Genomic DNA, 23,629 nt, shown 5'->3' with positions numbered 1-23,629 from the left:
TTAGCCCGCCATGAGCTTCCCCTTCTTCACCTTCACCGGTACCGAGGGCAGCGCCTTGGAGGCGGGGCCCTTCGCCACCTTGCCGGTGTCCACCTGGAAACGGCTCCCGTGCCGCGGACACACCGCGACCTCACCGTCGATCTCGCCGAGCAGGGCCCCCTGGTGGGTGCACACGGCGCTGAACGCCTTGAAATCACCCTTCTCGGGCTGTGACACCAGCATCTTCTGCTCGGCGAACAGCTTGGCGCCGCCCACCGGCACGGCTTCCGCGTCGCCCAGCTCGACAGGCTTGTCGGACGTCGGTGCTGCTGATCCCTCGTCGGATCCGCCGCCTCCGCCGCACGCCGCGGCGGTCAGTCCCAGTGCAGCCAACGCGGCGCCGCACAGCACGGTGCGGCGCGTGGCCGGCGTTTCCTCGCTCGTCGTCACGCGCCGCACTCTAGTCCGCCGCGCCCATCGGCGCACCGGGCGTGCACACCCGATCAGCTCTTGCGGGCCGCCGACTTCTTGGCGGCGGCACCCTTGGCGGCGGCGGGGGCCTTCCTCGCCGGGGCCTTCTTCGCGGCAGCGCGCTTCGCGGGGGCGTTCTTCGCGGCGGGCCTCACCGGGTCCGCGTCGCTGACCCGGTCGCCCAGCACGTCGCGCAGGAACTTACCGGTGTGGCTGGTCGGCTCCGCAGCCACCTGCTCCGGGGTGCCCTCGGCGATCACCAGGCCACCGCCGTTGCCGCCCTCCGGACCGAGATCCACGACCCAGTCGGCGGTCTTGATGACGTCGAGGTTGTGCTCGATGACCATCACCGAGTTGCCCTTTTCGACCAGGCCGTCCAGAACGCCGATCAGCTTCCTGATGTCCTCGAAGTGGAGACCGGTCGTGGGCTCGTCCAGCACATAGACGGTGCGTCCCGTCGACCGCTTCTGGAGCTCACTGGCGAGCTTCACCCGCTGCGCCTCACCACCCGAAAGAGTCGGCGCGGACTGGCCGAGCCGCACATACCCCAGGCCGACATCGTTGAGCGTCCTGAGGTGACGGGCGATGGCGGGCACCGCCTCGAAGAAGTCCAGGGCCTGCTCTATCGGCATGTCCAGGACCTCGGCGATGTTCTTGCCCTTGTAGTGCACCTCCAGGGTCTCCCGGTTGTAGCGCGCACCGTGGCAGACCTCGCAGGGGACGTACACGTCCGGCAGGAAGTTCATCTCGATCTTGATGGTGCCGTCGCCCGCGCAGTTCTCGCAGCGGCCGCCCTTGACGTTGAAGGAGAAGCGGCCCTGCTGGTAGCCGCGGACCTTCGCCTCCGTCGTCTCGGCGAACAGCTTGCGTACGTGGTCGAAGACGCCGGTGTACGTGGCCGGGTTCGAGCGCGGCGTACGGCCGATCGGCGACTGGTCGACGTGCACGACCTTGTCGACCAGGTCGTCACCCTCGACGCGGGTGTGCCTGCCGGGCACCGTCTTGGCACCCTGCAACTCGCGCGCCAGGTGCGTGTAGAGGATGTCGTTGACCAGCGTCGACTTGCCGGACCCGGACACGCCGGTGACGGCGGTCAGGACGCCCAGCGGGAAGGAGACGTCGATGTTGCGGAGGTTGTTCTCGCGCGCGCCGCGTACGGTCAACTGCCGTTCCGGGTCGATGGGGCGGCGCACCGTCGGGGTGGGGATCTCGCGCTTGCCGGACAGATAGTCGCCGGTGACGGAGTCCTCGTTGGCCAGCAGCTGCTTCAACGGGCCGCTGTGTACGACCTTGCCGCCGTGCTCGCCGGCGCCGGGGCCGATGTCCACCACCCAGTCGGACGCCTTGATGGTGTCCTCGTCGTGTTCGACGACGATGAGCGTGTTGCCCAGGTCGCGGAGCCGCACCAGGGTCTCGATCAGCCGGTGGTTGTCGCGCTGGTGCAGGCCGATGGAGGGCTCGTCCAGTACGTACAACACGCCGACCAGCCCGGAGCCGATCTGGGTGGCCAGCCGGATGCGCTGGGCCTCGCCGCCGGAGAGGGTGCCTGCGGCGCGGTTGAGCGTCAGATAGTCCAGGCCGACGTCGACCAGGAAGCGCAGCCGCTCGTTGACCTCTTTGAGCACCCGCTCGGCAATCTGCCTGTCGCGTCCGGTCAGCTGCATCTCGCGCAGGAACTCGGCGCACTCGTTGATCGACATCGCGGAGACCTCCGCGATGGACCTGCCCTGCACGGTCACGGCCAGCACCAGCGGCTTGAGCCGGGTGCCCTCACAGGCCGGGCAGTTCACCTCGCGCATATAGCCCTCGAAGCGTTCCCGGCTGCTGTCGGTCTCCGCCTCCGAGTGCCGCCGCTTGACGAACGGGACGACGCCCTCGAACGCGGTGGTGTACGCGCGCTCCCTGCCGTACCGGTTGCGGTAGCGGACCTCGACCTGTGTCTTGTGGCCGTGCAGCAGCGCCTTCTTGGCGCGCGCGGGCAGCCCCGCCCACGGGATGTCCGTACGGAAGCCGAGCGCGTCGGCCAGCGCGCCGATGAGGCGGCCGAAGTACTCCTTGGTGTGCCCGTGCGACCAGGGGTGCAGTGCGCCCTCGTCCAGCGACTTGTCCTCGTCGGGGACGATCAGCTCCGGGTCGACCTCCATCCGGGTGCCGATGCCGGTGCACACCTGGCAGGCGCCGAAGGGCGAGTTGAAGGAGAAGGAGCGCGGCTCCAGCTCCTCGAACGAGAGGTCGTCCTGGGGGCAGTACAGGTGCTCGGAGTACATCCGCTCCCGCTGCGGGTCGTCCGGCTCCAGGTCGACGAAGTCGAGGATGACCATGCCGCCGGAGAGGCCGAGCGCGGTTTCCACCGAGTCGGTGAGCCGCCGCTTGGCGCTGCTCTTGACGGTCAGGCGGTCGACGACCACCTCGATCGTGTGTTTCTCCTGCTTCTTCAGCTGCGGCGGCTCGGACAGCTGGATGGTCTCTCCGTCGACCCGGGCGCGGCTGTAGCCCTTGGTCTGGAGCTCGTTGAAGAGGTCGACGAACTCGCCCTTGCGCTGGCGCACCAGCGGGGAGAGCACCTGGAAGCGGCTGCCCTCCTCCAGGTCGAGCACCTTGTCCACGATGGCCTGCGGCGACTGGCGGGCGATCGGCTGGCCGCAGACCGGACAGTGCGGCTTGCCGATGCGGGCGTAGAGCAGCCGCAGATAGTCGTAGACCTCGGTGATGGTGCCCACCGTCGAGCGCGGGTTGCGCGAGGTCGACTTCTGGTCGATGGAGACCGCGGGGGAGAGGCCCTCGATGAAGTCGACGTCGGGCTTGTCCATCTGCCCGAGGAACTGCCGTGCGTAGGCGGACAGCGACTCCACGTAGCGTCGCTGACCCTCGGCGAAAATCGTGTCGAAGGCGAGCGAGGACTTCCCGGAGCCCGAGAGCCCCGTGAAGACGATGAGCGAGTCACGGGGGAGGTCTATCGAGACGTTCTGCAGGTTGTGCTCGCGAGCGCCACGGACGAGAAGACGATCGGCCACGCCTGTTGGCACCTTTCGTGTGGGAATCGGGGCCCGCGACGGCGCGGGAGCCCCGACCAAGAGTAGGACGGCGCCGCCCGGAGTGTCGTTCGCTTCCGGTTCGGGAGCCGGCCCCGACTCTATAGCACGTGCTTTCGAATTACGGCGGGCCTCGCCATCTTCCCCACGAACGAGGGACCCCAGTAGCTTTGGATCATGACCACGCCTGCGCACGACGCCGAACTCGTACGGACCGCGACCGGTCACCTGCTCAGCCACACCGTCAAGCTGGAGGCCCCCGAGGTGGCCGAGCCCTCGCACCTGCCGGGCTGGACCCGCGCCCACGTGCTCACCCACCTCGCCCGCAACGCCGACGCCCTCGTCAACGTGCTGGCGGGCAAGCCGATGTACGCCGGCGCCGAAGCCCGTGAGGCGGACATCGAGCGCGGCGCCGACCGCTCCCTCGACGAGCTGGTCGACGATGTCCGGGCCAGCTCCTCCCGCCTGGAGAGCGCCTTCGCGGCACTCGGGGACGAGGACTGGAACCGCACCGTCACCCTCCGCAACGGTGTGACCGATCTCGCCTCCTCCGTCCCGTTCCGACGCTGGATCGAGGTCGAGCTGCACCACGTGGACCTCGGCATCGGATACACGCTGGAGGACCTGCCGGGCACCTTCGTGGACCGGGAGCTGGCCAACATGGCCCGCCGCTTCTCGGAGCACCCCGACATCCCGGTCGCCGTCGAGCTGCGCGCCGAGGACGGCCGAAGTTGGCGTACCGGCGCCAAGGAGGCGGGCGCGGACGGCCCTGTTGTGGTGGCCGGCAGTCCTGTCGCCCTCGTCGGCTGGCTGACCGGCCGTACGAACGGCAGCGGTCTGTCGGCACGCGGCCCACTGCCTGCGCTGCCCCCGCTCTAGCCGTAAGGCGCTGCTCCTGTCCGTGCCGGGCACGCAAAATGTGGAGGGCACACCCTAGGCTGGCGGCATGCCATACAGCGGAACGGTACAGGTCGGCGGCCCCGCGGATGTGCATGAGCTGCGAGATCTGATGATCTCCAAGGTCGCCGTCGGCCCCATGGACAACAACGCGTATCTGCTGCGCTGCCGGGCCACCGGCGAGCAGCTACTGGTCGACGCCGCGAACGATGCGCAGACCCTGCTCGGCCTCATCGGTGACGACGGCATCGCCTCCGTCGTCACCACGCACCGGCACGGCGACCACTGGCAGGCGCTCGCCGAGGTGGTGGGCGCCACCGGTGCGCGCACCTACGCCGGGCGGGACGACGCCGAGGGCATCCCCGTCCCCACCGACGTGCTGCTGGACGACGGCGACACGCTGCGCGTCGGCGAGGTCGAGCTGACGGCCCGCCATCTGACCGGGCACACCCCCGGCTCGATCGCCCTGGTCTACGACGACCCGAGCGGCCCCCCGCACCTGTTCACCGGCGACTGCCTCTTCCCGGGCGGAGTGGGCAACACCTTCGGCAGCGCGGAGAACTTCGCCCGCCTCATCGACGACGTCGAGAACAAGCTTTTCGGCCAACTCCCCGACGAAACCTGGGTCTACCCCGGCCACGGCGCGGACACCACCCTCGGCGCGGAGCGCCCGCACCTGGCGGAGTGGCGCGAACGCGGCTGGTAGTCGGCGGAGGTACCGGGAGGGCGTGGACACGGGTGCCGCGCGCCCTCCCGTGGCCGCCGGACGCTGATCGCTGTCGGTGCGCGACAGTAGGGTGGGCCACATGGCAGACCCCTCCACCTACCGTCCCAAACCGGGAGAGATCCCCGACTCGCCCGGGGTCTACCGCTTCCGTGACGAGCACCGCAGGGTGATCTACGTCGGCAAGGCGAAAAGCCTCCGCCAGCGGCTCAACAACTACTTCCAGGACCTCGCCGGGCTGCATCCGCGCACCCGCACGATGGTGACGACGGCCGCCTCCGTCGAGTGGACCGTCGTGACCACCGAGGTCGAGGCGCTCCAGCTCGAGTACACCTGGATCCAGGAGTTCGACCCGCGGTTCAACGTCAAATACCGCGACGACAAGAGCTACCCGTCCCTCGCGGTGACGATGAACGAGGAGTTCCCCCGCGTCCAGGTGATGCGCGGCCCGAAGAAGAAGGGCGTGCGCTACTTCGGTCCGTACGGGCAAGCGTGGGCCATCCGCGAGACGGTCGATCTGCTGCTGCGGGTCTTCCCCGTGCGCACCTGCTCGGCGGGGGTCTTCAAACGCTCGGCGCAGATCGGCCGTCCCTGTCTGCTCGGCTACATCGGCAAGTGCTCGGCGCCCTGTGTCGGCCGGGTCACTCCCGAGGAGCACCGCGAACTGGCCGAGGAATTCTGCGACTTCATGGCCGGGCACACGGGTTCGTACCTGCGCCGCCTGGAGCGCGAGATGCAGGAGGCGGCCGAGGAGCTGGAGTATGAACGCGCCGCCCGGCTGCGGGACGACATCGACGCGCTCAAGCGGGCGATGGAGAAGAACGCGGTGGTGCTCACCGACGCCACCGACGCGGATCTCATCGCGGTGGCCGAGGACGAGCTGGAGGCGGCCGTCCAGATCTTCCACGTACGTGGCGGGCGGGTACGCGGCCAGCGCGGCTGGGTCACCGACAAGGTCGAGGAGGTCGGCACCGCCGAGCTGGTCGAGCACGCCCTCCAGCAGCTCTACGGCGCCGAACAGGGCGACGCGTCCGCCGGCGGCGGCAGCGGGGGCGTGCCCAAGGAGGTGCTGGTCCCGGCGCTGCCCGAACCGGTGGAGCCGATAACCCAGTGGCTGACCGAACGCCGGGGCGCCCAGGTGAGCCTGCGCATCCCGCAGCGCGGCGACAAACGTGCCCTGATGGAGACGGTCAACCGCAACGCCGAGCACGCGCTGGTGCTGCACAAGACCAAGCGTGCCTCCGATCTGACCACCCGCTCCCGTGCCCTGGAGGAGATCGCCGAGGCGCTCGACCTGGACTCGGCGCCGCTGCGGATCGAGTGCTTCGACATCTCGCACCTCCAGGGCGACGACGTGGTGGCCTCCATGGTCGTCTTCGAGGACGGCCTGGCCCGCAAGAGCGAGTACCGCCGCTTCCAGATCAAATCCTTCGCGGGGCAGGACGACGTTCGGTCCATGCACGAGGTCATCAGCCGCCGCTTCCGCCGCTATCTCGTGGAGAAGCAGAAGACCGGCGAGTGGCCGGAGGAGGAGCTGGGCGGCGAGCTGGAGTCCGGGCCGGGGGGCGGGACCTCCCAGCCACGCCCCGCCACCGGGCCCGCGCCCCAGCAGCCGGCGCAGGGCGCCACCCGGGACGAGGAGGGCCGCCCCAAGAAGTTCGCCTACCCCCCGCAGCTGGTGGTCGTCGACGGCGGCCAGCCGCAGGTGGCGGCCGCGCAGGCAGCGCTGGACGAGCTCGGCGTCGACGACGTGGCCGTCTGCGGGCTGGCCAAGCGGCTGGAGGAGGTGTGGCTGCCCGGCGAGAGCGATCCGGTGGTGCTGCCGCGCAGCAGCGAGGGCCTCTACCTGCTCCAGCGCGTCCGTGACGAGGCCCACCGCTTCGCGATCCGCTACCAGCGGGGCAAGCGCGGCAAGCGGCTCCGCAGCAGCCCGCTGGATGCCGTGCCGGGTCTGGGGGAGACTCGTAAGAAAGCCCTGCTCAAGCACTTCGGCTCGGTCAAGAAGCTGCGTGCGGCCTCCGTCGAGGAGATCTCCCAGGTCCCGGGCGTGGGCCGGAAGACCGCCGAGACGGTCGCCGCGGCCCTCTCCCAGACGGCCGCCCCGGGCCCCGCGGTGAACACGGCAACCGGTGAGATCGTTGAAGAAGAGTGAACAAGAACGAGTAAGAGTGAACCGGTGGCACGAAGATCGATATGTCGGGGGATGACAGCATGAGCGCGGAACGCGAGCAGCGCGGAGACGGAGCCGAAGTGAGTACGCCCCAACCGGCGCAGCCGGATGAGGCGGCGGGTGCGACCATTCCGGAGCTGGTGATCATCTCCGGGATGTCGGGCGCCGGCCGCAGCACCGCCGCCAAGTGTCTGGAGGACCTGGGCTGGTTCGTCGTCGACAACCTCCCGCCCGAGCTGATCCCGACGATGGTCGAGCTCGGCGCCAGGTCGCAGGGGAACGTGGCCCGGATCGCCGTGGTGGTCGACGTACGCGGCCGTAACTTCTTCGACAACCTCAAGGGCTCCCTCGCCGACCTGGCGGCCTTCAACGTGGCTCGGCGGATCGTCTTCCTGGAGGCGTCCGACGAGGCCCTGGTGCGCCGTTTCGAGTCCGTGCGCCGCCCCCACCCGCTGCAGGGCGACGGTCGCATCGTGGACGGCATCGCCGCCGAACGCGATCTGCTGCGCGAGCTGCGCGGCGACGCCGATCTGGTGATCGACACCTCCAGCCTCAATGTGCACGAGCTGCGCGCCAAGCTGGACGCCCAGTTCGCCGGTGAGGAAGAGCCCGAACTGCGCGCCACCGTCATGTCGTTCGGCTACAAGTACGGGCTGCCCGTGGACGCCGATCTGGTGGTCGACTGCCGCTTCCTGCCCAACCCGCACTGGGTCCCCGAGCTGCGCCCCTACACGGGCACCAGCGAGGAGGTCTCCAACTACGTCTTCAACCAGCCCGGTGCCAAGGAGTTCCTGGACCGCTACACCGAGTTGCTCCAGCTGATCGCCGCCGGCTACCGCAGGGAGGGCAAGCGGTACGTCACCGTCGCCGTCGGCTGCACCGGGGGCAAGCACCGCAGCGTCGCCATGTCCGAGAAGCTGGCCCGCCGGCTCTCCGACGGCGGCGTGGAGACGGTGATCGTCCACCGTGACATGGGACGTGAGTGACGCCCATGGCCCCTAGCAGCCTGCGGCATCTGGTCGGACGGCGCGCGACACTGCGCGGCCTCACCTCCAAGCAGCCCAAGGTGGTGGCGCTCGGCGGCGGCATGGGCCTGTCGGCGTCGCTGACGGCGCTGCGCCGTATCACCGGAGACCTCACAGCGGTGGTCACCGTCGCCGACGACGGCGGCTCCAGCGGCCGGCTCCGCGACGAGCTGGGCGTACTGCCCCCCGGCGACCTGCGCAAGGCGCTCGCGGCGCTGTGCGGGGACGACGAGTGGGGCCGCACCTGGGCCCAGGTCATCCAGCACCGCTTCGAAAGCAGAGGCGAGCTGCACGAACACGCGGTCGGCAATCTGCTGATCGTCGCCCTGTGGGAACAGCTGGGCGACCACGTCCAGGCACTCGATCTGGTCGGCAAGCTGCTGGGAGCGCACGGCCGGGTGCTACCCATGTCCGCCGTACCGCTGGAGCTGCGCGCCAGCGTGCGCGGTCACGACCCCGCGCGCCCCGACGAGCTGTCCACCGTCCGGGGCCAGGCCACCGTCGCGCTCACCCCCGGTGAGGTGCAGAAGGTGCATCTGGTCCCCAATGACCCACCGGCGGTCCCCGAGGCCGTACGCGCCGTGCTGGACGCCGACTGGGTGGTGCTCGGCCCCGGCTCCTGGTTCTCCTCCGTCATCCCGCATCTGCTGGTGCCGGAGCTGCTGGAGGCACTGACCGAGACCAAGGCCCGGAAGGTCCTCTCTCTCAACCTTGCTCCCCAGCCGGGGGAAACGGACGGTTTTTCCCCGCAGCGTCATTTGGAGGTTTTGGCCCGACACGCACCTAAACTCGCCTTCGACGTGGTGCTGGCCGACCAGGATGCCGTGCCCGACCAGGACTCCCTGAGCGAGGCCGCCGACCAGCTCGGCGGGAAGGTCGAGCTGGCGCCCGTAGCGGCAGCTGGGGGCACCTCCCGGACAGAGTCCGGGGGAGGAGTCGCCCGGCACGACCCGGAGCTGCTGGCCGCCGCGTACGACCGTATTTTTCGGATGCATGGAAGGATCGGCCCATGGCGATGACGCCTGCGGTGAAGGACGAGATCTCCCGGCTCCCCGTCACCCGGACCTGCTGCCGGAAGTCAGAGGTCTCGTCGATCCTGCGCTTCGCGGGTGGGCTGCACCTGGTGAGCGGCCGGATCGTGATCGAGGCGGAGCTGGACACGGGCATTGCGGCGCGCCGGCTCCGCAAGGACATCCTGGAGATCTTCGGACACTCCTCCGACCTGGTGGTGATGGCCCCCAGCGGACTGCGCCGCAACAGCCGGTACGTCGTACGGGTGGTTGCGGGCGGTGACCAGCTCGCCCGGCAGACCGGCCTCGTCGACGGCCGTGGCCGCCCCATCAGAGGGCTGCCCCCGCAGGTGGTCTCGGGGGCCACCTGTGACGCGGAGGCGGCCTGGCGCGGCGCGTTCCTTGCGCACGGCTCGCTGACCGAGCCGGGGCGCAGCTCATCGCTGGAGGTCACCTGCCCAGGGCCCGAGGCGGCGCTGGCCCTGGTCGGCGCGGCCCGCAGACTTCAGATCGCTGCCAAGGCCCGCGAGGTGCGCGGCGTGGACCGCGTTGTCGTCCGGGACGGTGATGCCATCGGCGCGCTGTTGACCCGCCTCGGCGCCCATGAGTCGGTGCTGGCGTGGGAGGAGCGACGGATGCGCCGCGAGGTGCGGGCCACCGCCAACCGGCTCGCCAACTTCGACGACGCCAATCTGCGCCGCTCGGCCCGCGCCGCCGTCGCCGCCGGTGCCCGGGTGCAGCGCGCGCTGGAGATCCTCGGCGACGAGGTGCCCGAGCACCTAGCCGCGGCCGGGCGGCTGCGGATGGAGCACAAGCAGGCTTCGCTGGAGGAGCTGGGTGCGCTTGCCGACCCGCCGCTGACCAAGGACGCGGTGGCGGGCCGGATCCGGCGGCTGCTGGCCATGGCGGACAAGCGCGCACAGGACCTCGGTATCCCCGGAACCGAGTCGAATCTGACCGAGGAAATGGTCGGCTGATCCGACCGGGCTGCGGTTGGCTCAGGGCCTGGCGCAATGGCCAGTTGAGCCGCCCCGTGCTCGCCTGAGCCGTCCGGATTTGCCCGCCCAGCCGATGTGAGCCCCGCCGCAATGGAGAGGTAGGGTCGGAGTCGGTCGGGGACATCCCAAACAGCCCTCGCCGGTGTCCGTACCGGCGTACCTAGCGAGGAGATCGGTTCGTGACGATCCGCGTAGGCATCAACGGCTTTGGCCGTATCGGTCGTAACTACTTCCGCGCGCTGCTGAACCAGGGTGCGGACATCGAGATCGTCGGTGTCAACGACCTGACCGACAACGCCACCCTGGTGCACCTGCTCAAGTACGACACCGTGCTGGGCCGCCTGCAGCAGGAGGTCAGCCACACCGAGGACACCATCACGGTCGGCAAGCAGACCTTCAAGACGATGGCGGAGAAGGACCCGGCCAAGCTCCCCTGGGGCGAGCTGGGCGCCGACATCGTGGTCGAGTCCACCGGCATCTTCACCAAGCGCGACGACGCTGCCAAGCACCTGGCGGCGGGCGCCAAGAAGGTCCTCATCTCGGCTCCGGCCAAGCAGGAGGACATCACCGTGGTGATGGGCGTCAACGAGGACAAGTACGACGCCGCCAACCACCACGTGATCTCCAACGCCTCCTGCACCACCAACTGTGTGGCGCCGATGGCGAAGATCATGGACGAGAACTTCGGCATCGAGCGCGGTCTGATGACCACGGTGCACGCCTACACCAACGACCAGCGCATCCTGGACTTCCCGCACAAGGACCTGCGCCGCGCCCGGGCCGCCGCCGAGAACATCATCCCGACCACCACCGGTGCCGCCAAGGCCACCGCGCTGGTTCTGCCGCAGCTCAAGGGCCGCCTGGACGGTATCGCCATGCGCGTCCCGGTCCCCACCGGCTCCGTCACCGACCTGGTGCTGGAACTCAAGCGCGAGACCACCAGGGACGAGGTCAACGCCGCCTTCAAGAAGGCCGCCGAGGGCCAGCTGCAGCGCATCGTCGAGTACACCGAGGACCAGATCGTCTCCTCGGACATCGTCAACCAGCCGCCGTCCTGCACCTTCGACGCCTCCCTCACCATGGTCGACGGCAACCAGGCCAAGATCATCGGTTGGTACGACAACGAGTGGGGCTACTCGAACCGGCTGGTCGACCTCACCGGCTACGTCGGCGCCCAGCTCTGAACCCGGGCGGACCTAGGTGAACGACAGGGCTCGTGCGCCGCGCACGAGCCCTGTCCCATGCTGCGTTTTCTGCGTATTCCCCGGGTCGCTGCCCCGGGCCCGAACCAGGAGCCATCCATGAAGACGATCGACGAACTCGTCGGCGAGGGCGTGTCCGGCAAGCGGGTCTTCGTCCGTGCCGACCTCAACGTCCCGCTCGACGACGGCACCATCACCGACGACGGCCGGATCAGGGCCGCCGTCCCCACGATTCTCAAGCTCGCCGAGAGCGGCGCACGCGTGGTCGTGGCCTCCCATCTGGGCCGCCCCAAGGGCGCCCCGGACCCGCAGTTCTCGCTCGCGCCCGTGGCGCAGCGGCTCGGCGAACTCCTCGGCATCCAGGTCGCGTTCGCGGCCGACACCGTGGGGGACAGCGCGAAGGCCACCGTCGGCGAGACCGCCGACGGCGGGGTCACGCTGCTGGAGAACCTCCGCTTCAACGCCGGTGAGACGAGCAAGGACGACGCCGAGCGGGGCGCCTTCGCCGACGAACTGGCCGCACTCGCCGACGCGTACGTGAGCGATGGCTTCGGCGCCGTGCACCGCAAGCACGCTTCGGTGTACGACCTCCCGGCGCGCCTTCCGCACGCCGCCGGCCATCTGATCGCCACCGAGGTCGGCGTGCTGAAGAAGCTCACCGAGGACGTCAAGCGGCCCTACGCCGTGGTCCTGGGCGGCGCCAAGGTCTCCGACAAGCTCGGCGTCATCGACCACCTGCTGGGCAAGGCCGACCGGCTGCTGATCGGCGGCGGTATGGCGTACACCTTCCTCAAGGCCCAGGGGTACGAGGTCGGCAAGTCGCTGCTCCAGGAGGACCAGATTCCCGCCGTCAAGGGCTATCTGGAGCGCGCCGAGGAGCTGGGCGTGGAGTTCGTGCTGCCGGTCGACGTGCTGGCGGCCCCCGAGTTCCCCGATCTGAAGACCAAGGAACCGGCCAACCCGACAGTCGTGGCAGCGGATGCCATCCCCGCCGAGCTGGAAGGCCTGGACATCGGCCCGCAGAGCCGTAAGCTCTACGCCGCGAAGCTCGCCGACGCGGCCACCGTCTTCTGGAACGGTCCGATGGGCGTCTTCGAGCACCCGGACTTCGCCGAGGGCACCAAGGCCGTCGCGCAGGGGCTGCTCGACTCTCCCGCCTTCACGGTCGTCGGCGGCGGCGACAGCGCTGCCGCGGTCCGTCAGCTGGGCTTCGACGAGAACGCGTTCGGACACATCTCGACCGGCGGTGGCGCCAGCCTCGAGTATCTCGAGGGCAAGACGCTTCCCGGCCTGGCCGCACTGGAGGACTGACGCCGTGAGCGTCGCACGCGCGGCTGCCGGGCCGCAGACAACTACGAGACTCGCACTGCGCCGCGCGGGCGGAGAAGCGAACAAGAAAGGAGGGGCATGGCTACCCGTACCCCGCTGATGGCGGGCAACTGGAAGATGAACCTCAACCACCTCGAGGCCATCGCCCACGTCCAGAAGCTCGCCTTCGCGCTCACGGACAAGGACTATGAAGCCGTGGAGGTCGCGGTCCTGCCGCCCTTCACCGACCTGCGCTCGGTCCAGACGCTGGTCGACGGCGACAAGCTGCGGATCAAGTACGGCGCGCAGGACCTCTCGGCGCACGACTCCGGCGCCTACACCGGCGAGATCTCCGCTCCGATGCTGGCGAAGCTCAACTGCACCTTCGTCGCCATCGGCCACTCCGAGCGCCGTCAGTACCACGGTGAGGACGAGCCGGTCGTCAACGCCAAGGTGAAGGCCGCGATCAAGCACGGCCTGACCCCGATCGTCTGCGTCGGTGAGGAGCTGGCGGTCCGCGAGGCGGGCAACCACGTCAGCCACACCCTCGCCCAGGTCGACGGCGGTCTCAAGAACGTACCCGCCGAGGCCGTGGCCGAGCTGGTCATCGCCTACGAACCGGTCTGGGCCATCGGCACCGGCAAGGTCTGCGGCGAGGAGGAGGCCCAGGAGGTCTGCGGCGCGATCCGCGGCCGGCTGGCCGAGCTGTACGACGAGGAGACCGCGAAGCAGGTCCGCATCCAGTACGGCGGCTCCGTCAAGGCGGGCAACGTCGCCAAGATCATGGCGCAGCCGGACATCGACGGCGCGCTGATCGGCGGTGCCTCGCTGGACGCGGAGGAGTTCGTCAAGATCGTCCGCTTCCGCGACCAGTGAGCCGGCCGCCGGTGATCGGCGCCGGTGATCGCCGGCGTGTGACGCCGGGCCGCAGCCCGTCGTAGTCTTGCGGGGGCCGGGCTCGTGCTCCGGCCCCCGTAAGCGTTCGTAACGTTAAGTGTCCAGCCACGATCCGAGAGAGTTGGTCCAGCCGTGGTCATGGGGTTCTCAATCGCCCTCATCGTCTTCAGTGCCCTGCTGTTGCTGCTGGTGCTGATGCACAAGGGCAAGGGCGGCGGCCTCTCCGACATGTTCGGCGGCGGTATGCAGTCCTCCGTCGGCGGCTCGTCGGTCGCCGAGCGCAACCTCGACCGGATCACGGTCGTCGTCGGGCTGGCATGGTTCGCCATCATCGTCGTGCTCGGCCTGCTGATGAAGTTCGAGAACTGAGCGCCGCGTCGTACGGTTCCGATCCGGGCGGCGTACGGGTCCGATCCGGCATGCGGGACCCGGCATTTGCCAGTTGCAGCCCGCACAACGGCTGACAGGGCGTTGCACCCCCTGCCTATCATGAGGGTTCGCGTCCGGTACCGACGCAGTAACTCCGGTCACCGGGCGTGCGTTGGGCCCTACGTACACTAGGGCGCCCGCAGCGGAGCGCGCAGTGCCGACGCTCCGTGGCACCGTGAGGCAGGGAGTTACGACCGTGGCAAGTGGCAACGCGATCCGGGGCAGCCGGGTCGGAGCGGGGCCGATGGGGGAGGCCGAGCGAGGCGAGTCCGCGCCCCGCCTCCGCATCTCCTTCTGGTGCTCCAACGGGCATGAGACCCAGCCGAGCTTCGCCAGCGACGCGCAGATCCCCGAGACCTGGGACTGCCCGCGCTGTGGCTTCCCAGCCGGGAAGGACCGGGACAACCCACCGGACCCCCCGCGCACCGAGCCGTACAAGACCCACCTCGCCTATGTGCGGGAGCGGCGCAGCGATGCCGACGGCGAGGCCATTCTCGCCGAGGCGCTCGCCAAGCTCCGGGGCGAGATCTGAGGCGGTCCAGGCCCATACGCCGACGCCGTCATGACCCGTACAACACTCATGACACCGAACGATGGACGGCTCGGCCACGCACCGAGGGGCGGTGCGCGGCCGAGCCGTCCATCGTCTAGGTTGGAGGCGGCGGGGTTCGTTACGAGAGGAATGGGCTGGTTTCGCTGATGAACGCTGAAGGCCGCACCCGACTCGACCAGCTGCCCGAGTGGCAGGCGCTGTCCAAGCACCGCGACGAGTTCGGCCTCACGCACCTGCGGCGGCTGTTCGACGACGACCCGGAGCGCGCCGAGCGCTACACCGTGCGGGTCGGCGACCTCCACATCGACTACTCCAAGAACCTGGTCACCGACGAGACGTTGCGTCTGCTGCGGCAGCTCGCCGAGGCTGCGGGAGTGGCCCGGCTGCGGGACGCGATGTTCGACGGCGAGAAGATCAACGTCACCGAGGACCGCGCCGTTCTGCACACCGCTCTGCGCACCCCCGAGTCGGCGACCGTCCGGGTGGACGGCGAGAACGTGATGCGCAAGGTGCACCAAGTGCTCATCCGGATGGGGACCTTCGCGAGCAAGGTCCGTGAGGGCCACTGGCGCGGCCACACCGGCGAGCGCATCAAGAACGTCGTCAACATCGGCATCGGCGGCTCGGACCTCGGCCCGAAGATGGCCTATGAGGCGCTGCGCCCGTACACCCGGCGGGACATCACCTTCCGTTTCGTCTCCAACGTGGACGGCGCGGACCTGCACGAGGCGGTCCGGGATCTGGATCCGGCCGAGACCCTCTTCGTCGTCGCCTCCAAGACCTTCACCACCATCGAGACCATCACCAACGCCAAGGCCGCCCGCGCCTGGCTGCTGGCCGGGCTCGGGGGTGGGGGCACCTCCCGGCCGGAGGCTGGGGGAGAAGCGGCCGTGGCCAAGCACTTCGTGGCCGTCTCCACCAACGCGGAGAAGGTTGCCGAGTTCGGCATCAACACCGACAACATGTTCGAGTTCTGGGACTGGGTCGGCGGTCGCTACTCGTACGACTCGGCCATCGGACTCTCCCTGATGGTGGCCATCGGGCCCGAGTGCTTCGGCGACATGCTCGCCGGCTTCCATCTCATGGACGAGCACTTCCGCACGGCGCCCTTCGAGTCCAACGCACCACTGCTGCTGGGCCTGTTGGGCCTGTGGTACGGCAACTTCCACGATGCCCAGTCGCACGCCGTACTGCCCTACAGCCACTATCTGTCCCAGTTCACCGCCTACCTCCAGCAGTTGGACATGGAGTCCAACGGCAAGTCGACCACCCGCGAGGGAGGTCCCGTCAACTGGCAGACCGGGCCCGTCGTCTGGGGCACACCCGGCACCAACGGCCAGCACGCCTACTACCAGTTGCTGCACCAGGGCACCAAGATGATCCCCGCCGACCTGCTCGGCTTCGCCGACCCCATCGCCGAGCTCGGTGACCTGCGCGACCAGCACGACCTGCTGATGGCGAACCTCTTCGCCCAGGGCCAGGCCCTCGCCTTCGGCAAGACGGCGGAGGAGGTGCGCGCCGAGGGCGTCCCCGAGGCGCAGGTGCCGCACCGCACGTTCCCGGGCAACCGGCCCACGACCACCATCCTGGCCTCCGCACTGACCCCCTCGGTGCTCGGCCAGCTCGTCGCCCTGTACGAGCACAAGGTCTTCGTCCAGGGCGCCATCTGGAACATCGACTCCTTCGACCAGTGGGGCGTGGAACTCGGCAAGGTCCTCGCCAAGCGCCTCGAACCCGCCCTCACCGAGGGCGCGAAGGTGCCGGGTCTCGACGCCTCCACCTCAGCCCTGGTCGACCGCTACCGCTCGCTGCGGGGCCGTACGGCCTGAGGGCGCGTGTTCACTTACGGGCGGGCGGCCTGCGACCGGGGCGCCCGCCCGTCCCGCATCCGCCGGGCGTAGTCCCCGGCCACGGCGAGGACGAGGAACCCCCAGGCGGCGACCGGCAGATACAGCAGGCCCACCCCGTCCCCGGCCGCTCGTACTCCCGGTCCTCCCCCACGAGCCGCGGTCCCTCATCGACGAAATCGAAGACGGGGTTGAGCGCTTGTGCAGGCGGCTATGGGGGAAGTGGCGGAGAAGTTGCCGTGCGAAAAGTAAGAGGCCCCGCCTTGGGAGGCGGGGCCTTGTGGGGGAGTGATTATTCGGCGGCCGGGAGGCGCGAGGCCGCGGCGGTGTCGAGGAGCCAGAGGGTGCGGGAGCGGCCGTACGCCGCGGCGGCCGGGGCCTGGAGTTCGCCGGGGCCCGAGAGGGCCAAGGCGACCGCGTCGGCCTTGTCCTCACCCGCGGCGAGCAGCCACACCTCCTTTGCGGAGCGAATCGCGGGCAGCGTCAGCGTCAACCGGGTAGGCGGCGGCTTGGGCGCCCCGTGGACGCCGACGACCGTGCGCTCGGTCTCCCGCAGAGCAGGGTGCTCCGGGAAGAGGGAGGCGACATGGGTGTCGGGGCCGACGCCCAGGAGCAGCACGTCGAAGGCGGGAACCCGCACCGCCGGGTCGGCGCCCGCCGCGGCGGCGAGCTCCGTGGCGTACGCCTCGGCAGCCGCCTCGGCGTCGCCCACGTAGCGGCCGTCGGAGGGCGGCATCGCATGCACCCGCGCGGGGTCCAGCGGTACCGCGTCCAGCAGCGCCTCGTGGGCCTGGGTGTGGTTGCGTTCCGGGTCGCCTTCGGGGAGGAACCGCTCGTCGCCCCACCACACGTCCAGCCGCGACCAGTCGATCCGCTCCCGGGCCTCCGACGAGGCGGCGAGGGCGGCCAGCACGGCGTTGCCGTTTCGGCCACCGGTCAGGACGACGGACGCGGTGCCGCGCATGGCCTGCGCCTCGGCCAGGCGTGTGGTCAGCCGCGCCGCCGTGTCCTGGGCGAGCGCCTCCTTGTCGGGGTGCACCAGCACCTCGCGGGCAGCGGTGCTCACTTCGTGGCCTTCTTCGAATTCGCCGGGTTCGAGCGAGACTTCGACCTTGCCGCCGCAGGCTTCGCGGCCGCAGGCTTCTCCGTCGGCTCCGAAGGGGAGGGCGGCTCCTGGTCCCCCACCGTGGCGGACTCCGCCGGGGCCGGCGCCGGTGCGGCCGGGGTGGGGTGGGCCGGGTCGGGGCCGGAGATCTTGTTGATGCCGAAGCGGACGGCTTCGGCGTACGCCTCGTCCGGGTCGAGCCGCCGCAGCTCCTCGGCGAGCAGCTCGGCCGTGCTGCGCCGCTGGAGGGCGACGTGCCGGTCGGGCTGGCCGGGGACGGCGAGTTCGGCCAGGGCGCCGTTGGCGCGGTCGAGGCAGATCTGGCCCTCGGCCGTCTCCAGTCGTACACCGGTGATGCCGGGGCCTTCGGAGATCCGTCGTTCGACGGGGATCCGCAGCCGTTCGGCGAGCCAGAGGGCGAGCAGTTCGCTGGAGGGGTTGTACTCCTCGCCCTCGACGACAGCCGAGTCGATGGGGGTCTGCTTCTGGTCCAGCGAGGCGGCGAGCATGCTGCGCCAGGGGGTGATCCGGGTCCAGGACAGATCGGTGTCGCCGGGTGCGTAGGTGCTGGCGCGCAGGCCGAGCGCGCCGACCGGGTCCTCCGTCGCGGCGGAGTCGGTGATGCGCCGTTGGGCCAGCTTGCCCAGCGGGTCCTCGGAGGCGTTCACCGGTGCGTCCTCCGGCCACCAGACGACCACCGGGGCATCCGGCAGCAGCAGCGGCAGGACGACGCTGTGCGCGTGGGAGGCGAGTTCGCCGTGCAGCCGCAGGATGACCGTTTCGCCGGAGCCCGCCTCCCGCGCGTCGCTGCCGACCCGGACCTCGGCGTCGAGCCGGTGCTGTGCCCGGTCGCGGGGGGAGCGGCCGAAGCGGCGGACGACGACGAGGATCCGTGAGGGGTGCTCCTTGGAGGCGCCGCTGGCGGCCTTGAGCGCGTCGTAGTGGTTGCCCTCGTCGGTGACGATGACGAGGGTGAGCACCATGCCCATGGCAGGCGAGCCGAGGGAACGGCGCGCCTTGACCAGTTCGGCGTTGATGCGGCTGGACGTGGTGTCCGTCAGGTCGATGTTCATGGCCGCCGCCAAATCCGTCCGTCGCGTGCCAGCATCTCGTCGGCGGCCTGGGGTCCCCAGGTTCCGGCGGGGTACTGCTCGGGCTTGCCGTGGGTGTCCCAGTGCTGCTCGATCGGGTCGAGGATCTCCCAGGACCGTTCGACTTCCTGGTGGCGGGGGAAGAGGTTCGCCTCGCCCAGCAGTACGTCGAGGATGAGGCGTTCGTACGCCTCGGGGCTGGTCTCGGTGAAGGACTCGCCGTAGGCGAAGTCCATCGTCACGTCCCGGATCTCCATCTGGGTACCGGGCACCTTCGAGCCGAAGCGGATCGTCACGCCCTCGTCCGGCTGGACGCGGATGACCAGCGCGTTCTGGCCCAGTTCCTGGGTGTCGGTGGCGTCGAAGGGGGAGTGCGGGGCGCGCTGGAACATCACCGCGATCTCGGTGACGCGGCGGCCCAGCCGCTTGCCGGTGCGCAGATAGAACGGGACGCCGGCCCAGCGCCGGTTGTCGATCTCCAGCTTGATCGCGGCGTAGGTGTCGGTATTGGAGTTGGGGTCGATGCCCTCCTCGTCCAGATAGCCGGGCACCTTCTCGCCGCCCTGCCAGCCTTCCGCGTACTGTCCGCGCACGGTGTACTTGCCCAGGTCCTTCGGCAGCCGTACGGAGTTGAGGACCTTGAGCTTCTCGGTCAGCAGCGCCTTGGCGGCGAAGGAGGTGGGCTCCTCCATGGCGGTCAGGGCGAGGAGCTGGAGGAGGTGGTTCTGGAGCACGTCGCGGGCCGCGCCGATGCCGTCGTAGTAGCCGGCGCGGCCGCCGATGCCGATGTCCTCGGCCATCGTGATCTGTACGTGGTCGACGTAGCTGCGGTTCCACAGCGGCTCGAACATCGTGTTGGCGAAGCGGAGGGCCAGGATGTTCTGGACCGTCTCCTTGCCGAGGTAGTGGTCGATCCGGAAGACCTCGCTGGCCCGGAACACCTCGTGGATGACGGCGTTCAGTTCCTGCGCCGACTTCAGGTCGTGGCCGAACGGCTTCTCGATGACGGCGCGGCGCCAGGAGTCGGGCCCGGCGTCGGAGAGGCCGTGCTTCTTGAGCTGGGAGACGACGGTGGGGAAGAACTTGGGCGGCACCGAGAGGTAGAAGGCGAAATTGCCGCCGGTGCCCCGGGACTTGTCCAGCTCGTCGATGGTGCCCTTGAGGGTCTCGAACGCCTGGTCGTCGTGGAACTCGCCGGAGACGAAGCGCATGCCCTGGGCGAGCTGCTGCCAGACCTCCTCGCGGAAGGTGGTGCGGGAGTGCTCCTTGACCGCGTCGTGCACGACCTGGGCGAAGTCCTCGTCCTCCCAGTCGCGCCGGGCGAAGCCGACGAGGGAGAAGCCCGGTGGGAGGAGCCCGCGGTTGGCGAGGTCGTACACCGCAGGCATCAGCTTTTTCCGTGACAAATCGCCCGTGACGCCGAAGATCACCAGGCCCGACGGCCCCGCGATGCGCGGGAGCCGTCGGTCCTGAGCGTCACGCAGCGGGTTGGCTGTGCCGCTCGCGCTGCTCAATTCGGTTACGCCTCCTTCGGGGCAAGGCGCTGAAGCTCGGCCTCGGTGGACTTGAGCAGGTCGTTCCAGGAGTCCTCGAACTTCTGCACGCCCTCGTCCTCGAGCACCTTGACGACGTCGTCGTAGGAGATGCCCAGCTTGGCGATGGCGTCGAGGACGGCCTTGGCCTCGTCGTAGGTGCCGCTCACCGCGTCACCCTGAACCTGGCCGTGGTCGGCGACGGCGTGCAGGGTGGCCTCCGGCATGGTGTTGACCGTGTTGGGCGCCACCAGCTCGGTGACGTACAGCGTGTCGGGCAGCGAGGGGTCCTTGACACCGGTCGAGGCCCACAGCGGACGCTGCAGGTTGGCGCCGGCCTTGTCCAGGGCCTGCCAGCGGTCGGAGGCGACGACCTCCTCGTACGCCTGGTAGGCGAGCCGGGCGTTGGCGATGGCCGCCTTGCTCTTCAGCTCCTTGGCCTCGTCCGTGCCGAGCGCCGCGAGCCGCTTGTCGAACTCGGTGTCGACGCGGGAGACGAAGAACGAGGCCACGGAGTGAATCTGCGACAGGTCCATGCCCAGGCCCTTGGCCTTCTCCAGGCCCGCCATGTAGGCGTCCATGACCGCGCGGTAACGCTCCAGCGAGAAGATCAGCGTGACGTTGACGCTGATGCCCTTGCCGATCGTCTCGGTGATCGCGGGGAGACCGGCCTCGGTGGCCGGGATCTTGATGAAGGTGTTCGGCCGGTCCACCAGCCAGGCCAGCTGGCGGGCCTCGGCAACGGTGGCCTTGGTGTTGTGGGCCAGGCGCGGGTCGACCTCGATGGAGACCCGGCCGTCCTTGCCGCCGGTCGCGTCGTGGACCGGACGGAGGATGTCGGCGGCGTCCCGGACGTCCGCGGTGGTGATCATGCGGACGGCCTCTTCGACCGAGACCCGGCGGGCAGCCAGGTCGGAGACCTGCTGCTGGTAGCCGTCGCCCGCCGAGATCGCCTTCTGGAAGATGGTGGGGTTGGTCGTCACGCCGACCACGTGCTGCTCGTCCATCAGCTCGCCGAGGTTGCCCGACGTGATGCGCTTGCGCGACAGGTCGTCCAGCCAGATCGCGACGCCTTCGTCGGAGAGGCGCTTCAGTGCGTCTGTCATGGGATTCGCATCTCCTGTGCTTGTTGGCTTTGGGTTTGTCGGGGCGCTCCGGGAAGCCCGGTGGTGGGTTTCCCGGAGCCCTCGGGCTGTCAGCGGGCAGCCGCCTGGAGCGACTCCTTCGCCGCCAGGTGCACGGCCTCGGCGGTGAGACCGAACTCCCGGAAGAGAACCTTGCCGTCCGCGGAGGCACCGAAGTGCTCCAGCGACACGATCCGGCCGGCCTCGCCCACGTAGCGGTGCCAGGTCAGGCCCACGCCCGCCTCGACGGCGACGCGCGCCTTGATGTCCGGCGGCAGCACGCTGTCCCGGTAGGACTGCTCCTGCTCCTCGAACCACTCCAGGCACGGCATCGAGACGACCCGGGTCGGCACGCCCTGCTCCTGGAGCCGCTCGCGCGCCTCGGCGGCGAGCTGCACCTCCGAGCCGGTGCCGACCAGGATCACCTGCGGGTGACCGCCCTCGGCCTCGAACAGCACGTAACCGCCCTTGGCCGCGGCCGGGTTGGCCTCGTAGGTCGGCACGCCCTGCCGGGTCAGCGCGATGCCGTGCGGTGCCGGCTTGCTGCTGTGCCGACGCATGATCTCGGCCCACACCGTCGAGGTCTCGTTGGCGTCCGCGGGACGGACGATGTTGAGACCGGGGATGGCGCGCAGCGCCGAGAGGTGCTCGACCGGCTGGTGCGTCGGACCGTCCTCGCCCAGACCGATGGAGTCGTGCGTCCACACATAGGTGACGGGCGCCTTCATCAGCGCGGCGAGCCGGACGGCCGGGCGCATGTAGTCGGAGAAGACAAGGAACGTTCCGCCGTAGACCCGCGTGTTGCCGTGCAGTGCGATGCCGTTCATCGTCGAACCCATCGCGTGCTCGCGGATGCCCCAGTGCACCGTACGCCCGTACCGGTCGGCGCCCGGCAGCGGGTTGCCCTCCGGCAGGAACGAGGTCTTGGCGAACGTGGTGTTGTTGGAGCCCGCGAGGTCGGCCGAGCCGCCCCACAGCTCGGGGATGACCGGGCCCAGCGCCTTGAGCACGCTGCCGGACGCCTTACGCGTGGCGACCGACTCGCCCGCCGGGAAGACGGGCAGCGCCTTCTCCCAGCCCTCGGGCAGCCGGCCCTCGCGGATCCGGTCGAACTCGGCGGCACGCTGCGGGTTGGCGGTGCGCCACACAGCCAGCCGCTTCTCCCACTCGGCCTGCATCGCGCGGCCGCGGTCGCTGGCCTTGCGGACGTGCGTGAGGACCTCGTCGGAGATGTGGAAGTGCTTGTCCGGGTCGAAGCCCAGCACCCGCTTGGTGGCCGCGACCTCTTCCACGCCCAGCGCCGAGCCGTGGGCCGCCTCGGTGTTCTGCGCGTTCGGGGCCGGCCAGGCGATGATGGAGCTCATCGCGATGAAGGAGGGGCGCTCGGTCTCGGCCTGCGCCGCCTTGAGCGCCTTGTACAGCGCCTTCGGGTCGAGGTCGCCGTCCTCCTGCTGCTCCACGCGCTGTACGTGCCAGCCGTACGCCTCGTACCGCTTGAGTGTGTCCTCGGAGAACGCGGTCGCCGTGTCGCCCTCGATCGAGATGTGGTTGTCGTCCCACAGCACGATCAGGTTGCCGAGCTTCTGGTGGCCGGCGAGCGAGGACGCCTCGGCGGAGATGCCCTCTTCCAGGTCGCCGTCGCTGGCGATGACCCAGACGGTGTGGTCGAACGGGGACTCGTCCTCGGCCGCCTCGGGGTCGAACAGCCCGCGCTCGTAGCGTGCCGCCATCGCCATGCCGACCGCGTTGGCGACGCCCTGGCCCAGCGGCCCTGTCGTCGTCTCGACACCCGCCGTGTGACCGTGCTCGGGGTGGCCGGGGGTGCGGCTGCCCCAGGTGCGGAACGCCTTGAGGTCATCCAGCTCCAGGCCGTATCCGGCCAGGAAGAGCTGGATGTACTGGGTCAGGCTCGAGTGGCCTGCGGAGAGGACGAAGCGGTCGCGGCCGGTCCAGTCCGGGTCGGTCGGGTCGTGGCGCATCAGCTTCTGGTAGAGCAGGTACGCGACGGGCGCCAGGCTCATGGCCGTACCGGGATGGCCGTTACCGACCTTCTGCACGGAATCCATGGCCAGGACTCGAACCGTGTCCACGGCCTGCTGGTCCAGGTCGGTCCACTCAAGGTCTGTGGTGGTCGGCTTGGTGCTCACCCTGCGTCAGGGCTCCTCTCCACATGTTCGATGGCCGGTGTGTGTGCGCTCACCGGGCGGTGTCGAGCGTACCTCTGCCGGGACGTGC

General features: G+C 69.7%; 19 protein-coding genes. 12 read left to right on the top strand and 7 right to left on the bottom strand.

The window, feature by feature from the left end; translation table 11 throughout:
- Both ACTWQF_RS31000 and uvrA read right to left on the bottom strand, forming a co-directional pair.
- The gene (locus ACTWQF_RS31000) at nucleotides 1–438 is read right to left on the bottom strand and encodes a Rieske (2Fe-2S) protein (protein ID WP_443283052.1); all 438 of its coding nucleotides are present in this window, start codon (nucleotides 436–438) and stop codon (nucleotides 1–3) included.
- Between the two features lie 44 nt (nucleotides 439–482).
- Nucleotides 483–3,464, bottom strand: coding sequence for an excinuclease ABC subunit UvrA (gene uvrA / locus ACTWQF_RS30995; RefSeq protein WP_443283051.1), 2,982 nt, complete (start codon nucleotides 3,462–3,464; stop codon nucleotides 483–485).
- A 195-nt stretch (nucleotides 3,465–3,659) separates the two neighbouring features.
- Here uvrA and ACTWQF_RS30990 point away from each other — a divergent pair, with 195 nt between their 5' ends.
- The 12 genes from ACTWQF_RS30990 (at nucleotide 3,660) to pgi (ending at nucleotide 16,524) form a co-directional block, all read left to right on the top strand.
- The gene (locus tag ACTWQF_RS30990; RefSeq protein ID WP_443283050.1) at nucleotides 3,660–4,361 is read left to right on the top strand and encodes a maleylpyruvate isomerase family mycothiol-dependent enzyme; all 702 of its coding nucleotides are present in this window, start codon (nucleotides 3,660–3,662) and stop codon (nucleotides 4,359–4,361) included.
- A gap of 67 nt (nucleotides 4,362–4,428) precedes the next feature.
- Entirely contained in the window at nucleotides 4,429–5,085 is a 657-nt protein-coding gene (locus ACTWQF_RS30985; protein WP_443283049.1) for an MBL fold metallo-hydrolase, read from the top strand.
- Between the two features lie 100 nt (nucleotides 5,086–5,185).
- Nucleotides 5,186–7,255 carry an excinuclease ABC subunit UvrC gene (gene uvrC, locus ACTWQF_RS30980; protein ID WP_443283048.1) on the top strand — a complete coding sequence of 690 codons (2,070 nt, stop codon included), beginning with the start codon at nucleotides 5,186–5,188 and terminating at the stop codon, nucleotides 7,253–7,255.
- A 59-nt stretch (nucleotides 7,256–7,314) separates the two neighbouring features.
- Entirely contained in the window at nucleotides 7,315–8,259 is a 945-nt protein-coding gene (gene rapZ / locus ACTWQF_RS30975) for an RNase adapter RapZ (protein ID WP_443283047.1), read from the top strand.
- 5 nt (nucleotides 8,260–8,264) lie between these two features.
- Nucleotides 8,265–9,317: a gluconeogenesis factor YvcK family protein gene (locus ACTWQF_RS30970; protein ID WP_443283046.1), complete on the top strand. Its 1,053-nt coding sequence runs from the start codon at nucleotides 8,265–8,267 to the stop codon at nucleotides 9,315–9,317.
- Complete coding sequence (whiA, locus tag ACTWQF_RS30965) at nucleotides 9,308–10,285, top strand: DNA-binding protein WhiA (RefSeq protein WP_016468208.1); 978 nt, start codon at nucleotides 9,308–9,310, stop codon at nucleotides 10,283–10,285. The genes ACTWQF_RS30970 and whiA overlap by 10 nt, the downstream gene beginning before the upstream one ends.
- A gap of 200 nt (nucleotides 10,286–10,485) precedes the next feature.
- On the top strand, nucleotides 10,486–11,490 hold the full coding sequence (gap, locus tag ACTWQF_RS30960; protein ID WP_443283045.1) for a type I glyceraldehyde-3-phosphate dehydrogenase: 1,005 nt from the start codon (nucleotides 10,486–10,488) through the stop codon (nucleotides 11,488–11,490).
- 117 nt (nucleotides 11,491–11,607) lie between these two features.
- Nucleotides 11,608–12,819, top strand: a complete 1,212-nt coding sequence (locus tag ACTWQF_RS30955; protein WP_443283044.1) for a phosphoglycerate kinase — start codon at nucleotides 11,608–11,610, stop codon at nucleotides 12,817–12,819.
- A 96-nt stretch (nucleotides 12,820–12,915) separates the two neighbouring features.
- Complete coding sequence (tpiA, locus tag ACTWQF_RS30950; protein WP_443283043.1) at nucleotides 12,916–13,692, top strand: triose-phosphate isomerase; 777 nt, start codon at nucleotides 12,916–12,918, stop codon at nucleotides 13,690–13,692.
- Nucleotides 13,693–13,845: 153 nt separating this feature from the next.
- Complete coding sequence (gene secG / locus ACTWQF_RS30945) at nucleotides 13,846–14,082, top strand: preprotein translocase subunit SecG (RefSeq protein WP_443246630.1); 237 nt, start codon at nucleotides 13,846–13,848, stop codon at nucleotides 14,080–14,082.
- Nucleotides 14,083–14,338: 256 nt separating this feature from the next.
- The gene (locus ACTWQF_RS30940) at nucleotides 14,339–14,674 is read left to right on the top strand and encodes an RNA polymerase-binding protein RbpA (protein ID WP_162465822.1); all 336 of its coding nucleotides are present in this window, start codon (nucleotides 14,339–14,341) and stop codon (nucleotides 14,672–14,674) included.
- 167 nt (nucleotides 14,675–14,841) lie between these two features.
- On the top strand, nucleotides 14,842–16,524 hold the full coding sequence (pgi, locus tag ACTWQF_RS30935; protein WP_443283042.1) for a glucose-6-phosphate isomerase: 1,683 nt from the start codon (nucleotides 14,842–14,844) through the stop codon (nucleotides 16,522–16,524).
- A gap of 310 nt (nucleotides 16,525–16,834) precedes the next feature.
- Here pgi and pgl read toward each other — a convergent pair whose 3' ends face one another.
- The 5 genes from pgl to tkt form a co-directional block, all read right to left on the bottom strand.
- On the bottom strand, nucleotides 16,835–17,608 hold the full coding sequence (pgl, locus tag ACTWQF_RS30930; protein WP_443283041.1) for a 6-phosphogluconolactonase: 774 nt from the start codon (nucleotides 17,606–17,608) through the stop codon (nucleotides 16,835–16,837).
- A complete protein-coding gene (gene opcA / locus ACTWQF_RS30925; protein ID WP_443283040.1) occupies nucleotides 17,605–18,720 on the bottom strand; it encodes a glucose-6-phosphate dehydrogenase assembly protein OpcA in 1,116 nt (371 codons plus the stop codon). Before opcA ends, pgl begins: the two co-directional genes overlap by 4 nt.
- The gene (gene zwf, locus ACTWQF_RS30920) at nucleotides 18,717–20,252 is read right to left on the bottom strand and encodes a glucose-6-phosphate dehydrogenase (protein ID WP_443283039.1); all 1,536 of its coding nucleotides are present in this window, start codon (nucleotides 20,250–20,252) and stop codon (nucleotides 18,717–18,719) included. Before zwf ends, opcA begins: the two co-directional genes overlap by 4 nt.
- A 5-nt stretch (nucleotides 20,253–20,257) precedes the next feature.
- Nucleotides 20,258–21,376 carry a transaldolase gene (gene tal, locus ACTWQF_RS30915; protein WP_443283038.1) on the bottom strand — a complete coding sequence of 373 codons (1,119 nt, stop codon included), beginning with the start codon at nucleotides 21,374–21,376 and terminating at the stop codon, nucleotides 20,258–20,260.
- Nucleotides 21,377–21,465: 89 nt separating this feature from the next.
- Nucleotides 21,466–23,541, bottom strand: a complete 2,076-nt coding sequence (tkt, locus tag ACTWQF_RS30910; protein ID WP_443283037.1) for a transketolase — start codon at nucleotides 23,539–23,541, stop codon at nucleotides 21,466–21,468.
- Nucleotides 23,542–23,629 lie beyond the last annotated feature (88 nt).

Source organism: Streptomyces sp. 8N114 (genome assembly GCF_052245835.1).
GTDB lineage: Bacteria > Actinomycetota > Actinomycetes > Streptomycetales > Streptomycetaceae > Streptomyces.
Note: the sequence above shows the minus strand (reverse complement) of the source record. Positions and strands in the feature narration are given on the sequence as shown.